Below are 14638 nucleotides of genomic sequence, written 5' to 3' on the forward strand. Positions count from 1 at the left end.
GATTGGCCAGCGGTCAATTATCGGGGAAGTCTAATGGTGGCGCCGGTGGTTTCCTGTGATCGCAGAGGTTCAGTACCAGTTGCGAATAAGATATTTCTCGAGATTTGTTATTGTCCAGAATCCACTTGCGGTTCGTGAGGTTGTATTTCAACCTGCCTCTAGTGCCGTCGGCCATTGCAATATTGCGTACGTACAGATCGCGTTGACCAATCGCAGAAAACTCTTCGGGCAGCTCTGCGGTAGTAGGCGGCTCAAAGAATGAGGCGTCGAGGCTGTCGACATAAACCCGATCGAACGCCAGATCCACGGTATGTACCACACCTTTTGGCCCTATGACGAAAATCTGATCGATGAGATCGTCAGGGCCGTACTCGGGCAAATGAATTGTGACCGTTCCGATGTACAGCTTGTTTCCGGCCAGCTCGATTGCGAAGTTTTTGATCTGGGTGGCATCGATCTGCCACGTGGACGAATTGTTCAATCGAACTTTCGCAGTTGCCAAACCGTCTGGAGTGGAGATACGCAACACTCTGTTCTCAAGCAAATGCACTAAATAGATACCACCTTTACCTTCAAGGGAGTCGATGGCAATTTGTTCGGCTACAGGCTGCACATTGACACAACTTTCGCGAAGGTCCAGTTCCTTGGGGAGTGTGAAGGGGATTTCAAAAACTGCATCGGGGTTTGTCTTGAGCGGAAAGTCCAGAGTGTGACTGGTCAGCGTATTGGCGGTCACGCTGTGCTCGTAGTGTGTCGGAGGCACGGCGTACTTCTCTTCAAGAGTGAGTCTATGGGATATGCCATCACGAAATATCAGAATATAGCCATGGGTGGAGACGTTGGCGGCAGCGCTCTTCAGGGCAGCATCCAGCGTTGTTTCTGCGTGCTGGCTGACGCCTGCAATCTGCAACAGGCTCTCGCCGAAGTAGAACAGAAAATCGCAAGAGACATTGACCTTGTTCTTGTCTGCCGCTTCATTCATCAAGATCGACGGAGTCGTGGCAAAGGCAACATGTGCACTGGTCATCTCGGCATAGTCGTAATCAAGAAAGATGCGGGTGCCGTAATTGGGGTGGGGGAGTCTGCCTGTTATGAATCGAGTGCTCTGGTTGTAACGCTGAACATAGTAATGGGTGTTCTTGTGGGTGGGTACCTCGCAGTCACTCGAGTGGACAATAGTCATTGGTCCAGGGTATCCGTCCTTGATCTTGTATGTGTTTACCCTGAGCGGATTGTCATGTTCGATAGTTTCAGGCAAGTCCGGTCTCAGTTGATAATGATCCCCGGTAATGATGGTAAATTTGTCGTTGTGCAAAACTCGACGGCCATCCTCGACTTTATATATGTTCTCAAGGGCTATGGTGCTTGTACGGCCGTATGGAAAGTCAAAGTTCAATGTGACCACCAGCCGACACTCGTTCACTTCCCATTTTTCGATCTGGTCCATTCGCCAGCCCAGCGAAATTTCACTTTCATCTGCACCATCTTCCGAGATGATGACCGAGCCCTCCGCCAATTCCACATGGTAGTAATCCACTCCAGATTCCCCCGATGCCTTGGCGTTTGCGTTGTACAGATAAATCAAGTCGTTACCGGCACCGGCATCGATAATGTCCGCCCCCCTTGACTTGATCACATTGGAGGCCCCGGTGCCTGTGACGACAGTTCTTCCCCCTTGCAACGTCTGCAGGTTTTCAATGCTTTCGAGCAGTGCCTTGAAAGAGTACGTCTCGCCATCCACCACAGACGGGTCCCGATTCGGCGTGTAGATTTGCAAGGTTCCTGCCGCAAGATCGATGTCGTAGCCGCGGCCAGTGATCGGATGCCACTGTGTGCCTTCCATTATCAAGGTGTCGTTGCCGGTGCCACCTTTCAGTCGGGAAAACTCACTGCTTGCAATGTGTCTTACCAAGTCGTCCGCTGCATTCTGGACAATGAACTTGTCGTCTTTATCACCTCCGGTAATGTTCTTTATTCCTTCGGTGTAATAAAAATCATTGGGCTTTGCCTTGACGCCAGTGATCGTGTCTTTACCACTGCCCAACATCCATCGAATGCCTTTGTTTTCGCCCGCCGTCCCCAATATGGCGCCGGGTGTCTGAGCCGTTACCCCGTCCCGAGCATCAATCGTGTCGTCAAGGCCGACCACTTCGGGAACATGGACAATCGGCATGCTTTGAAGCCCCCACCAATGCTTCACATGCTGGCGTGTTTTCTTCATGCGATGTTCATAGCTTCCGTGCACGATGGCTTCGGGGGTGCCTTTGCGCGTATCTTCGAGCAGCTTTTTCGCGTTTATTTGCAGTTGCCTGGCGGTTTCGATCTTGGCTTTGGCCAGTTCGTAGCGGTTCTTGATGTCCTGGTCTATGTCCATGAACGGTACGAAGGAAAACCATCCGGTGCGCCACCGCTCTTCAACGGTGAGTTCGATATAGTCATCGATTTCATCGACCATGCGCACGGCACCGTAGACTTGAGATCCTAACGCCATCATCGCACCCGCCGCGAGGCCGACCGGACCGGCGAAGGAGAAACCCGCCATTGCAGCGCTGCCGAGAATGACGGTCATGGCGGCACTGGCGATGTTCAAACCGAAACTGACGTAATGATCCATGGCTTCTTTGCCGGTTGTATTGCTGGCGGCATTGAATTCTTTGACGGCGCCGATGATGTCGAACGGCAACGTGATTGCACCGCCGATAAGCCCGCCCGAACGACTGAGGCGCAGCCCGGTGCGGGTTTTGGTGAAATCCTTCATTGCGCCACCGGCTTTTTCGATCATGTTCTGACCGCATTTGGTGATGGCTACGTCTGTGACGATCGACACTCCCTCCGAGCCGAGCGCAAGGCTGTTGAAGAGGATTTCAGTCTTGTCATCCTTCTTCACGGCGTCGTGAATCCCACGGATTCCCATGAAGATGCCGAACGCCTGAATGCCGACACTGGCGCCGACCATGGAGTTGTTCTTGACGATGAGCCAGCTCGGATTCTTGCGCTTGGTTGAATAGGTCAAGCGTATATCCAGGGTCTGGGCCGATCTCAACAGGCGAGTCATTTTTTTCGCGTATCCGCTGTCCTCGACGCTTGTCCCGATCTCCTCTCTGAGGACTGGCGGGGCAGTTGCCGGTCGCAGATTGGCGAGTTCGAACAGAAATGAAGGAAGCAGATAATCGTCACCGAAAGTCGAGACCTTCATGCGCTTTTCGATTTCGGCATAACTGAGCTGCAGAGAGTTGGTGAAAGATCGCCTGGGTATGCGGAACTGAGTGTTATGGCCGGTAAGCGGCTGGCCATCAATCGTCGCTCCCAGGGCGTCCAGAGCTCGGCGTGTTACGGTGTACGAACCTATCTTGAGCGGGCCGTACAGATCGTCGAGCATCTTGAGTTGGCCCGGCTTTCGCTGGCCGGAAGAGGTAGACGTTTTTCCTGACTTGTCATCCTCTATCGCTTCAAAATCTATTGTTGTAGCCGTACGTTCAACAGGTTGCGTGCCGATGTACGATACCACCATGGTGTCGTCGTCGGCATAGGTGTTGTTGGCTACAAAGGGTGTGGACATTAGAACTTCCTTGTTCGGTTTCATTGATACTTGCGCAGCGGTGTTCTGAAAGAAATAGCACTTTCTTTAATGCGGGCAAGAACTTGTTGTATTGAGGCTTGATATTAAGGCTATGTTCAAGCTCGCGGTTTTCAGTACGACATGCTCATTACTTGCAGCAGTGGTCATACATGCTGAAATCTGGAGTTGACATCACTTCGCTCTGGCGAATCCATTGCCGTTGATTGTGCACCGGTTGGGTTGGGCACAGTGTCGAATTTTTATAACAGCAAGTTAAATCTCATAAAAGGTTTGGGGTACCGTAAGTCGGTATTGCGTCATGTCGGTAACCTTGTGCAAAAAAAAACCGGCTCGAAGGCCGGTTTATTTTAAATTCGGATTTGAAGCGAGTTGATATTTTTTATCGCTGCACCAACATCACACCGCAGCAAATCGCCTATCCAGATAATCGATAATCGCTTTCGATTCATACATCCAGACAGTCTGCCCATTTTCTTCAATGCGCAGGCAAGGCACTTTGATCCTGCCGCCCTGGTTCAGTAAAGTCTGGCGATCCTGCTCGTTGTTCTTCGCGTCTTTCAGAGCCACTGGCACATTCAAGCGATGCAGTGCACGGCGGGTTTTCACGCAGAACGGGCACGCGTGAAACTGATACAGCGTCAGATCTTTCGCGGCAGCGTCTACCTGAGCCTGAGCGGCGGCGGGGCGTTTTTTCTTGCCCGGGCGGGTGATGAAGTCGATGAAGATAACCAGTTGGCCGAGGCCGACACGAAGCGCTTTGACGAACACGTTGAAAGCCTCACGGTGCTAATAAAGAAAGGCGCGCAGCTTACCCGATTTTTCACGGGCGAAAAAAAACCGGCGATCAACGCCGGCTCTTTTCTGTTGCGAATTACTTGATGAGGCTGAGAAATTCGCTACGGGTTGCTGCGTTTTCGCGGAATTCCCCGAGCATCACCGAAGTGATCATCGACGAATTCTGTTTTTCGACACCGCGCATCATCATGCACATGTGCTTGGCTTCGATCACCACGGCCACGCCCAGCGCGCCGGTGACTTGCTGCACCGCATCGGCGATCTGGCGGCTGAGGTTTTCCTGGATCTGCAGGCGGCGCGCGTACATATCGACGATCCGCGCGACCTTCGACAGGCCCAGCACTTTGCCGCTCGGGATATAGGCGACGTGCGCCTTGCCGATGAACGGCAGCAGGTGGTGTTCGCACAACGAATACAGCTCGATGTCCTTGACCAGCACCATTTCGCTGTTGTCGGAGCTGAACAGGGCACCATTGGTGACCTCTTCGAGCGTCTGTGCATAACCGCGGCAGAGGTACTGCATGGCTTTGGCGGCACGCTTTGGCGTGTCGAGCAGGCCCTCGCGGGACACGTCCTCGCCCAATTGGCCGAGAATCGCGGTGTAATTCTGTTCCAGGGACATGAAACTACCTGTGGGGATTTTCGCAAAGGGCAAGGGTACGGTGGCGGACACAACCCTGCAAGTTCGGTGTGACGGCTTTATTCGTCGCGGCCTTCCATCATCGTCCGTTTCAGCATCACATAAACCGCGCCGGCGCCGCCGTGGCGGGCCTGGCAGGAGCAGAAACCGAGCACTTGCGCATGCTGGCGCAGCCAGGTGTTGACGTGGCTTTTGATCATCGGCCGCTTGCCATCCAGGCGCACAGCCTTGCCATGAGTCACGCGCACACAGCGGATTTCGAATTTGGTCGCTTCGGCGAGAAAGGCCCAAAGGGTTTCGCGGGCCTTTTCCACGCTCATGCCGTGCAAGTCGAGACTGCCTTCGAACGGGATCTGCCCGACCTTGAGCTTGCGCATCTGGCTTTCCTGCACGCCGTCGCGGGACCACATCAGCTCGTCTTCCGGGCCGACGTCGATCACGAACTGGTCGGAGAGGCCATCAATGATAGTGGTGTCGCTGCGCACGGTGGCGGACTGACGCAGCTTGGCGATCTGCGCGCGGTCAGCCTTGGGTTTGCCGGTGTCGGCGCGGTCGTGCTTGATCGGCTTGACGCCCTGGGTCGCACTTTTGAACAGAGAAAAATCGTCGTCTTGCATGTCAGCCTCCGCGAAGGGCGGCCAGTTTACCCAAGTCGACAGAAAACGGCCCGGCAAAAAGCCAGGCCGTTGGGTCAGTCGTGTTTTTTCATCAGATGCGGGGACATGTTCAGTTCCCGCGATTGCCGTGCGCGACGGCGGCAGCGGCGCCACAGAGCAACGCCGAAGTAGAGAAACAGCAAGCCGACGGCAAGCATGATTGCCGAGCCCAGCGGTGATGCGTTCAGGTCACCCAGCGCCGGCGGGCGGCCGAGCAGGCTGGCGGCGCCGGCCATCGCCAGCAGCACGCCGAACGTCGCCAGAATGGCCGAGATCGCCGCGCCAAATCGAAAACGCCAGTTGCTTTGGCCTTTGGGCCGCAAACGGCGTGCGTCAAATCCATCGGATAACTTCATTCCGACCTTCCTCAATGGTATCGGCCCTTCGACCGGGAGTTGACCGGGTTGTTCCTGAGGCTATGGCATTTGCGGCAAATCAGCGGATATAGCGGATGAGCGGCGCCAATGCACCGCTCACAAGGGCAGGATCAGATCAAGTCCTGAGTCTTGGCCAGCGTGGCGAAGTTGTCAGCCATGATCGCCATTTCCGCTTCCTGTACGCGTTCGGCGCTGAGCACGCCGCCCTTGAAAGGCAGATCGCGGGTCGCGCAGGCGTCTTCAACCAGGGTGCAGCGGAAACCGAGGTTCTTCGCCGCGCGCACGGTGGTGCTGACGCTGGAGTGACTCATGAAACCGCAAACGATCAGGTCCAGCGAGCCGAGATTCTGCAGGCGCTCGAGCAGTTCGGTGCCATGGAACGCGCTCGGCAGCAGTTTGCCGATAATGGTTTCATCGCCTTGCGGTTCGAGACCGGGGATGAATTCGCCACGTTCGCCCTGCGGGTCGAACAGGCCACCAACGGTGCCGAGATGACGCACGTGCACGATCGGCCGACCGGCGGCACGGGCTGCGGCAACCACTTGTTTGATGTTCGCGACGGCCGCGTCCATGCCGCTCAGGGCCAGCGGGCCACTGAGATATTCTTTCTGGGCATCGATGATGACCACGGTGGCATGGCTCAGTGTGGCCGCTGCGTAACCGCGGCCGCTGAGTTGAAACATCGTTTTTGGAACGGACATTCTGGGGCTCCTCGGGGTGGGGCTTTTGCGACATTGTCCTCTGGCTGAGCGGTTCTGTGAATCGCTACCATCGTAGGCGCCGTCGTTCTTGGCCTGCAGCCTTGTCAAGTTACACGTTCCGTTCAATGCCTGATGCAAAAAAAAGAAATCTCCTACCGTTGCCGCGCGGTTTTTCCTGCGTCGTCGTCGCGCGTTTTGGCTGGTAGAATCGCCAGTCGTTTTTTCTGGAGTTCTACGCCGTGATCACTTCCCGACTTCGTACCCTGCGCGACCACATCCGTTGGGCCGTCAGCCGCTTCCATGGGGAGGATCTGTTTTTCGGCCACGGCACCGACAACGCCTGGGACGAGGCGCGTCAGCTGGTGCTGGGCGCTTTGCACCTGCCGTGGGAAATCGCCGACAGCTATCTTGATTGCGCGCTGGAGGACGACGAACTGGTCAATCTGCAGCGCTTGCTCAAGCGCCGCATCGAAGATCGCGTTCCCACCGCCTACCTGCTCGGTGAAGCGTGGTTCTGCGGCATGTCGTTCATCGTCGACCCGCGCGTGCTGATCCCGCGTTCGCCGATCGGTGAGCTGATCGAAAACCGCTTTGCGCCGTGGATCGGCAACGAACCGGCGCGAATTCTCGACCTGTGCACGGGTTCCGGCTGCATCGGCATTGCCTGCGCGTACGAGTTCCAGAACGCCGAAGTGGTGCTCGCGGATCTGTCGTTCGAAGCGCTGGAAGTGGCCAACCAGAACATCGAGCGCCATGGCGTCGATGAGCGCGTCTATACCGTGCAGGGTGATGGTTTCGATGGCCTGCCGGGGCAGCGTTTTGACCTGATCGTATCGAACCCGCCCTACGTCGACGCGGAAGATTTCGCCGACATGCCGGACGAATATCAGCACGAGCCGGAACTGGGCCTGGCCTGCGGAGATGATGGTCTGAATCTGGTCCGGCGCATGCTCGCCGAAGCGGCTGATCACCTGACCGAGAAAGGTTTGTTGATTGTCGAGGTGGGCAACAGCCAGGTGCACGTCGAGGCGTTGTACCCGGAAGTCGATTTCGCCTGGCTGGAGTTCCAGCGCGGCGGGCATGGCGTGTTCATGCTGACAGCCGAGCAGTGCCGCGCGCATCAGGCCCTGTTCGCCTCCCGCGTCTAAAGGCTTCGCGAGCAGGCTCGCTCCCACATTGGAATGCATTCCCCTGTGGAAGCGAGCCTGCTCGCGAATGGCCGCGACGCGGTCTCAAGCCCTCAGCGGTGCGTAGCAATCCAGATCAACAACCCCGCCTGAAACACCGCAAACGCCACCAGACACGTAATGGTGAAGCGCAACCCGGCATCTTCACGCTTGAACTTGCTGACTTTCTCTTCCTGTTTTTTCAGCTTCACTTCCTGCTCGGCCAGATTCTGTTCGGCCTGCTGCAGCATCTGCGCGGCTTCAAGAATCTCGACGATCTGCAACTTTTCGCTGTTCCAGTCACCTAGCAGATCACCGACCTGCACAGCCTTGATGCTGCCTTTCAGATGCTGAGCATCGGCGTAAGCCACATCGAAACCGTGCACGCGCAGGAAATGGTCGCGGCGCAAGCGAGTGTCTTCGTTTAGCGCATCCTTGTTGTTCAGGTCGATGCCGTCGACGGTGTAGCCGGGCCAGCGTTTTTTCGCCCAGTTGATGCCTTGCGCGGCCATGAAGCGGCCGATACCACGATTCAGCGGTTCAATCTGCAAGCCACTGTCGGGACCGAAACTCACACGTTTGGTCGCATGGTCGACCCACACATCGAGATGGTTTTGTTCTTTGCGCACACGCTGGTTGGGCAGTTTGATCGCCATGCGCATCAGGCTGCGTTCTTTGCTGTTGCGCTCGGCGTAACCGAACTCGACAAAGCGCAACGGCCGGCCGCCGGTGTTGCGGTCGGTCTGCAGCGGCGCCAGGCGGAGCATCTTGTGGTGCTCGGCCTGAACATCCGCCCACGGCAGTTCGACCGCTGGCGGTGCGTCTTTTTCAGCGCTGGTGTCGGGTGAAGTCTGGGTTTCAGTCATAACGGCGAGATCCTGTCCAAGCCCTGCTTGCCGCCAGACGTTGCGCTGGCGACAAAGGCTTATCGGCCGTTTTTCGTGAGGCTGGAGGGTAAACGCAGTTAACTTGCACGAATTCCGTCAATAAATTCGATGACGGCGGCGCCCAGTTCGGCGGCCAGTGGCAAATTCGGGTCCTTGTAGGAGGCCAATTGCCGCTTCATATCGTTATGAACGATGCGCAGCACATGGTTCATGCCTTCGATCACCGTCAGTTGCGCGTCCGGTTTCGCTGCCTTGAGCAGCTTCGCGTCCTCGGTGCCGACTTGAATGTCGTTGCTGCCCTGGACGATCAGTGCCGGCATTTTCAGCTGGGCAAAGGCTTGCGCCGGGTCCTGACGGAACAGCGAAATCAGGTACGGCTGCACGCTCGGGCGAAAGATCACCTGCAACGGTTGCGGCACGTTGTCATCGGTATGGCCAGCCTTGAGGCTGTCGAGCAGTTCGTTGCTGCGCAGCATCAATGGTGGCGGCAGGCTGCGCGCCAATTGCTCGCGAATCACTTCATCGACCGGCCGCGCGCTGCCGGACAGCGAGATCACCGCCGCTGCGTCCAGCTTCGGCGCAGCGAGGCTGGCAATCAGCGCGCCTTCGCTGTGGCCGAGCAGAATCAGTTTGCCGAAACGCGGATCGGCCTTGAGCTTCTGCCCCCAGGCCACGGCGTCCGCCGCATAGCCCTCGACTGACAGCTCACGTTCATCGGGAGCGGCCGCCAGACTCGCCGCGACGCCGCGCTTGTCGTAGCGCACGCTGGCGATGTTGTGTTTGGCCAGCACCCAGGCCAAGCGCTTGAGGCTGTCATTGCGCCCGCCGTCGGGGTTGTTTCCGTCGCGATCTGTAGGACCCGAGCCAGAAATCATCAGAACAATCGGCACCGGGTTGTCGGACTTGGGCAGCAACAGCGAGCCGAAAAGTTCGCCGCTGCCGGTGTCCAGAGTGACCGGGCGCTGTAGGACTGTCGCTTGGGCAAAGCCGGTAAAGAGGGTAAGACTCAAGATCAGAACTCGCAGCATCATCACGCCATCATTGGTCAAGGTGCCGGTTGGACTCGCCAGCACCACTAAGGTTCGAGGATGAACTACTCGGTTAGCCTGCGTATACTGGCGCGCATCAAGAATTCGGGTTTGATTTCACGGAGCGTCCTGCATGTCCGGCAATACCTACGGCAAGTTGTTCACTGTCACCACCGCTGGCGAAAGCCATGGTCCGGCGTTGGTCGCCATTGTCGACGGCTGCCCGCCGGGCCTGGAGATTTCCCTGGAAGATCTGCAGCGCGACCTCGATCGCCGCAAGCCTGGCACCAGCCGCCACACCACCCAGCGCCAGGAAGCCGATGAAGTCGAAATCCTCTCCGGCGTGTTCGAGGGCCGCACCACCGGTTGCTCGATCGGCCTGCTGATTCGCAACACCGACCAGAAGTCCAAGGACTACTCGGCGATCAAGGACCTGTTCCGCCCGGCTCACGCCGACTACACCTATCACCACAAATACGGCGAGCGCGATTATCGCGGCGGTGGCCGCAGTTCGGCGCGGGAAACCGCCATGCGCGTAGCGGCCGGTGCGATCGCCAAGAAGTATCTGGCCAGTCAGGGCATCGTCATTCGCGGTTACATGAGCCAGCTCGGCCCGATCGAAATTCCGTTCAAGACCTGGGATTCGGTCGAAGAAAACGCCTTCTTCAGCCCTGACATGGACAAGGTCCCGGAGCTGGAAGCGTACATGGACCAGTTGCGCCGCGATCAGGACTCGGTCGGGGCGAAGATCACCGTGGTCGCCGAAGGCGTGATGCCGGGTCTGGGCGAGCCGATCTTCGATCGCCTCGACGCCGAACTGGCCCACGCGCTGATGAGCATCAACGCGGTCAAAGGCGTGGAGATCGGCGCCGGTTTCGCCTGTGTCGCCCAGCGCGGCACCGAGCATCGCGATGAACTGACGCCGGAAGGATTCCTCAGCAACAACGCCGGCGGCATCCTCGGTGGCATCTCGTCCGGCCAGCCAATCGTTGCGCATCTGGCATTGAAACCGACCTCGAGCATCACCACCCCGGGCCGCTCGATCGACGTGAATGGCAACCCGGTCGATGTGATCACCAAGGGTCGTCACGACCCATGCGTCGGCATCCGCGCGACACCGATCGCCGAAGCGATGATGGCCATCGTGCTGATGGATCACCTGCTGCGCCACCGTGGGCAGAACGCCGATGTGCGCGTGAGCACGCCGGTGCTGGGCCAGCTCTGATGGCTGCGCTCAAAGCCGTCGCGGCATAACCGGCGTGGCGGCGCTTCCTTACTGGCGGCTGTCCAGTTTCTATCTGTTCTATTTCGCCTTGCTCGGTTCGACAGCGCCGTTTCTGGCGCTGTACTTCGATCACCTCGGCTTCAGTGCCGCGCGCATCGGCGAGTTGGTGGCGATTCCGATGCTGATGCGCTGCGTGGCGCCGAACATCTGGGGCTGGCTCGGCGATTACACCGGCAGGCGTCTGGCCATCGTGCGCTTTGGCGCGGTGTGCACGTTGCTGACCTTTTCGCTGATCTTCGTCAGCCAGACCTACGCCTGGCTGGCGATGGTCATGGCCCTGCATGCGTTCTTCTGGCACGCGGTACTGCCGCAGTTCGAAGTCATCACCCTGGCGCATCTGCAGGGGCAGACCTCGCGCTACAGCCAGATTCGGCTGTGGGGCTCGATCGGTTTCATCATTACCGTGGTAGTGCTGGGGCGGCTGTTCGAATGGCTGAGTCTGGACATCTACCCGGCGGCGCTGGTGCTGATCATGGCCGGTATTGTCCTGAGTAGCCTGTGGGTGCCGAATGCGCAACCGGCGCAAGGCAACCGGCCGGCGGGCGAGGGCTTTCTCAGGCAATTGCGCCATCCCGGCGTGTTGGCGTTTTATGCCTGCGTCGCGCTGATGCAGGTGAGCCACGGGCCTTATTACACCTTTCTGACTCTGCACCTTGAACGCCTCGGTTACAGCCGTGGCGTCATCGGCATGCTCTGGGCCGTCGGTGTGGTGGCGGAAGTGCTGATGTTCATGGCCATGAGTCGCATTCTGGCGCGCTTTTCCCTGCGCCGGGTGCTGCTGGCGAGTTTTCTGCTGGCGGCGTTGCGCTGGGTGCTGCTCGGTTCGTTTGCGGAGTTTCTCTGGGTGCTGTTGTTCGCCCAAGTGCTGCACGCAGCGACTTTCGGCAGCTTTCATGCGGCTGCCATCGCTTTCGTGCAACGTAGTTTCGGCGCCCGCCAGCAAGGTCAGGGCCAGGCGCTGTATGCGGCACTGGCCGGCACCGGCGGGGCGCTCGGCGCGCTGTATTCCGGCTACAGCTGGAATGCCCTTGGCGCGACATTGACCTTTAGTATTGCCAGTCTCGCAGCGCTTGCCGCTGCCGTTATCATTGCCACATGTATGCAAGAGGACAGGCCATGAGCCTTAGCCGTGAACAGCTCGCCCAGCAGATCGTTGACGCCGGGCGTTTTCTATATGGCCGTGGCTGGTCGCCAGCCACCAGCAGCAACTATTCGACGCGCCTGTCGCCGAGCGAAGCGCTGTTGACCGTATCGGGCAAGCACAAGGGCCAGTTGGGTGTGGATGACGTGCTCGCTACCGATCTGTCCGGCAATAGCCTGGAGCCGGGCAAGAAACCCTCCGCCGAAACCTTGCTGCATACCCAACTCTACAGTTGGCGCGCGGAGATCGGTGCGGTGCTGCACACCCATTCGGTGAATGCCACGGTGCTGTCGCGCCTGACTCCGCAAGACTTCATCGAGTTCGAAGATTACGAATTGCAGAAAGCCTTCAGCGGCATCTCGACTCATGAATCGCGGGTGCGTGTACCGATTTTCGACAACGATCAGGACATTGCGCGCCTCGCCGCCAAGGTGCAGCCTTGGCTCGACGCCCATCCTGATTGCGTCGGTTATCTGATTCGCGGCCATGGTCTCTACACCTGGGGCGCGCAGATGAGCGACGCGCTGCGGCAGATCGAGGCCTTTGAATTCCTGTTTGAATGCGAGTTGAAAACCCGCAGCGTCATGAACCGCCAAGGCTGAGTTCACCAGAAACAGCCCGTTTGCCTGATGCCACGCGGCGCCCGACCGGTCTTGAAGAGCCGGACGGCGCCGCCGCTACCGAGGAATTGCCCATGAGCAGCCTGTCCGTTTATCACGTTTCCAGCCCTGAGATTCCCAACAAGGTGCTGACCCATTTCGAAGATATCGCCTCGACGCTGGCCGAGCAGGGCGTGCGGTTCGACCGCTGGCAGGCCGGCGCGAAGATCCAGCCCGGCGCCAGTCAGGAAGAGGTCATCAGCGCTTATAAAGAGCAGATCGACAAACTGATGACCGAGCGCGGTTACATCACCGTCGATGTGATCAGCCTCAACAGCGACCATCCGCAAAAAGCCGAACTGCGCGCCAAGTTCCTCGAAGAGCACCGTCACGGCGAAGACGAAGTGCGATTTTTCGTCGCCGGTCGTGGCTTGTTTACCCTGCACATCGACGATTACGTCTATGCCGTTCTTTGTGAGAAGAACGACCTGATCTCGGTTCCGGCCGGCACCAAGCACTGGTTCGACATGGGCGAACATCCGCACTTCGTGGCGATCCGTCTGTTCAACAACCCGGAAGGCTGGGTTGCCAATTTCACCGGCGAAGACATCGCCGGCCGCTTCCCGCGTCTGGAGGACTGAAATCGTGTCGATCAAAGCCATTCTCACCGACATCGAAGGCACCACCAGCGCGGTGAGTTTCGTCTTCGACGTGCTGTTTCCCTACGCCGCCAAACATTTGCCGGACTTTGTGCGGCAGAACGCTTCGCATGCTGATGTCGCCGAACAGCTCGACGCCGTGCGCCGTGACAGCAACGAGGCGCAGGCCGATGTTGAACGGGTTGTTGAAATCCTCTTGAGCTGGATCGCCGAAGACCGCAAAGCCACGCCGCTCAAGGCATTGCAGGGCATGGTCTGGGCGCAGGGCTATCAGGCCGGGCAGTTGAAGGGGCATGTCTATCCTGATGCTGTTGAAGCGCTGCAACGTTGGCATGCGGCCGGTTATCAACTGTTTGTTTACTCGTCCGGCTCGATCCAGGCGCAGAAACTGATCTTCGGTTGCTCGGAGGCGGGGGATCTGACACCGCTGTTCAGCGGCTATTTCGACACCACATCAGGGCCGAAGCGTGAGGCGCAGTCCTACCGCAACATTCAGCGGGCGGTGGGTGTTGAAGCCGATGAAATCCTGTTCCTCTCGGATATCGTCGAAGAGCTCGACGCTGCCCAGTCGGCCGGCATGAAAACCTGCGGCCTGGCGCGTGAAGGCGGGGAGCTGGCAGGGCACGTGACGGTGGACAGCTTTACCGGAATCGAACCGGAAGCGTTCTGACCATTGCACACATCCCTGTAGGAGCTGTCGAGTGAAACGAGGCTGCGATCTTTCGATTTACGCATGAAATCAAGATCAAAAGCGTGCCGCAGCTCCTACAAAAATCATGCGCACAAAAAACAGGCCGTGAAGCGCATGCTCCACGGCCTGTTTTTGTTTAAAGCAGATTACAGCGAGTGATACGTCGGCAGAGCAAAACGCTGCTGGCTCTGCAGCATTGCAATTTGCGGCAGCTCGCTGGCTTGTTCGGCCAGGTCGCGGCGGATCGCGCTGATCGCCCACGAAAGTTGGTCACCGGCGTGCAGCTGCTGATACGAGAGTGCGCGTTTGAAGACTTTGCCGTCGCTGCTACGCAAAGTGAGCAGGATGCCACCGTCAGGACGTGGGGCAGTGCTCACTTCGTAGTTGGAGAACAGCGATGTAAATTTTTCTTGAATCAGGCTCATGTCATCAG

General features: G+C 58.0%; 15 protein-coding genes. 6 read left to right on the plus strand and 9 right to left on the minus strand.

Annotated elements, in window-relative coordinates; translation table 11 throughout:
- Positions 1-13 precede the first annotated feature (13 nt).
- From PspCFBP13508_RS26325 to PspCFBP13508_RS26350, 6 genes are all read right to left on the minus strand, one after another.
- Positions 14-3559 (minus strand): calcium-binding protein, encoded by a 3546-nt coding sequence (locus PspCFBP13508_RS26325; protein ID WP_241669551.1) that lies wholly within the window; start codon positions 3557-3559, stop codon positions 14-16.
- Between the two features lie 417 nt (positions 3560-3976).
- Positions 3977-4348, minus strand: a complete 372-nt coding sequence (locus tag PspCFBP13508_RS26330; RefSeq protein ID WP_130910492.1) for a glutathione S-transferase N-terminal domain-containing protein — start codon at positions 4346-4348, stop codon at positions 3977-3979.
- Positions 4349-4451: 103 nt separating this feature from the next.
- Positions 4452-4997, minus strand: coding sequence for a GTP cyclohydrolase I FolE (gene folE / locus PspCFBP13508_RS26335; protein ID WP_011062625.1), 546 nt, complete (start codon positions 4995-4997; stop codon positions 4452-4454).
- Positions 4998-5074: 77 nt separating this feature from the next.
- Positions 5075-5632: a Smr/MutS family protein gene (locus tag PspCFBP13508_RS26340; protein WP_137216203.1), complete on the minus strand. Its 558-nt coding sequence runs from the start codon at positions 5630-5632 to the stop codon at positions 5075-5077.
- Between the two features lie 74 nt (positions 5633-5706).
- Positions 5707-6027, minus strand: a complete 321-nt coding sequence (locus tag PspCFBP13508_RS26345; RefSeq protein ID WP_016773771.1) for a hypothetical protein — start codon at positions 6025-6027, stop codon at positions 5707-5709.
- Positions 6028-6158: 131 nt separating this feature from the next.
- Entirely contained in the window at positions 6159-6749 is a 591-nt protein-coding gene (locus tag PspCFBP13508_RS26350) for a cysteine hydrolase family protein (protein WP_016773772.1), read from the minus strand.
- 239 nt (positions 6750-6988) lie between these two features.
- Here PspCFBP13508_RS26350 and prmB point away from each other — a divergent pair, with 239 nt between their 5' ends.
- On the plus strand, positions 6989-7897 hold the full coding sequence (gene prmB / locus PspCFBP13508_RS26355; RefSeq protein WP_016773773.1) for a 50S ribosomal protein L3 N(5)-glutamine methyltransferase: 909 nt from the start codon (positions 6989-6991) through the stop codon (positions 7895-7897).
- 92 nt (positions 7898-7989) lie between these two features.
- Here prmB and PspCFBP13508_RS26360 read toward each other — a convergent pair whose 3' ends face one another.
- Complete coding sequence (locus PspCFBP13508_RS26360) at positions 7990-8781, minus strand: hypothetical protein (RefSeq protein ID WP_137216204.1); 792 nt, start codon at positions 8779-8781, stop codon at positions 7990-7992.
- 98 nt (positions 8782-8879) lie between these two features.
- Entirely contained in the window at positions 8880-9833 is a 954-nt protein-coding gene (locus tag PspCFBP13508_RS26365) for an alpha/beta fold hydrolase (protein ID WP_137216205.1), read from the minus strand.
- 130 nt (positions 9834-9963) lie between these two features.
- Between PspCFBP13508_RS26365 and aroC the strand changes: the two genes are divergently transcribed.
- The 5 genes from aroC (at position 9964) to mtnC (ending at position 14184) form a co-directional block, all read left to right on the plus strand.
- Positions 9964-11055 carry a chorismate synthase gene (aroC, locus tag PspCFBP13508_RS26370; RefSeq protein WP_137216206.1) on the plus strand — a complete coding sequence of 364 codons (1092 nt, stop codon included), beginning with the start codon at positions 9964-9966 and terminating at the stop codon, positions 11053-11055.
- A 34-nt stretch (positions 11056-11089) separates the two neighbouring features.
- Positions 11090-12235, plus strand: a complete 1146-nt coding sequence (locus tag PspCFBP13508_RS26375; RefSeq protein WP_130910496.1) for an MFS transporter — start codon at positions 11090-11092, stop codon at positions 12233-12235.
- Positions 12232-12858, plus strand: a complete 627-nt coding sequence (locus PspCFBP13508_RS26380) for a methylthioribulose 1-phosphate dehydratase (RefSeq protein ID WP_016773777.1) — start codon at positions 12232-12234, stop codon at positions 12856-12858. Before PspCFBP13508_RS26375 ends, PspCFBP13508_RS26380 begins: the two co-directional genes overlap by 4 nt.
- Positions 12859-12950: 92 nt before the next feature.
- On the plus strand, positions 12951-13496 hold the full coding sequence (locus PspCFBP13508_RS26385; protein ID WP_130910504.1) for an acireductone dioxygenase: 546 nt from the start codon (positions 12951-12953) through the stop codon (positions 13494-13496).
- 4 nt (positions 13497-13500) lie between these two features.
- The gene (mtnC, locus tag PspCFBP13508_RS26390) at positions 13501-14184 is read left to right on the plus strand and encodes an acireductone synthase (RefSeq protein WP_137216207.1); all 684 of its coding nucleotides are present in this window, start codon (positions 13501-13503) and stop codon (positions 14182-14184) included.
- Positions 14185-14351: 167 nt separating this feature from the next.
- Here the strand turns inward: mtnC and PspCFBP13508_RS26395 are convergent, their stop codons facing one another.
- Positions 14352-14630, minus strand: coding sequence for a DUF3509 domain-containing protein (locus tag PspCFBP13508_RS26395; protein WP_016773780.1), 279 nt, complete (start codon positions 14628-14630; stop codon positions 14352-14354).
- Between the last annotated feature and the right edge of the window lie 8 nt (positions 14631-14638).

Source organism: Pseudomonas sp. CFBP13508, assembly GCF_005233515.1.
GTDB classification, from domain to species: Bacteria; Pseudomonadota; Gammaproteobacteria; order Pseudomonadales; family Pseudomonadaceae; genus Aquipseudomonas; species Aquipseudomonas mercuritolerans.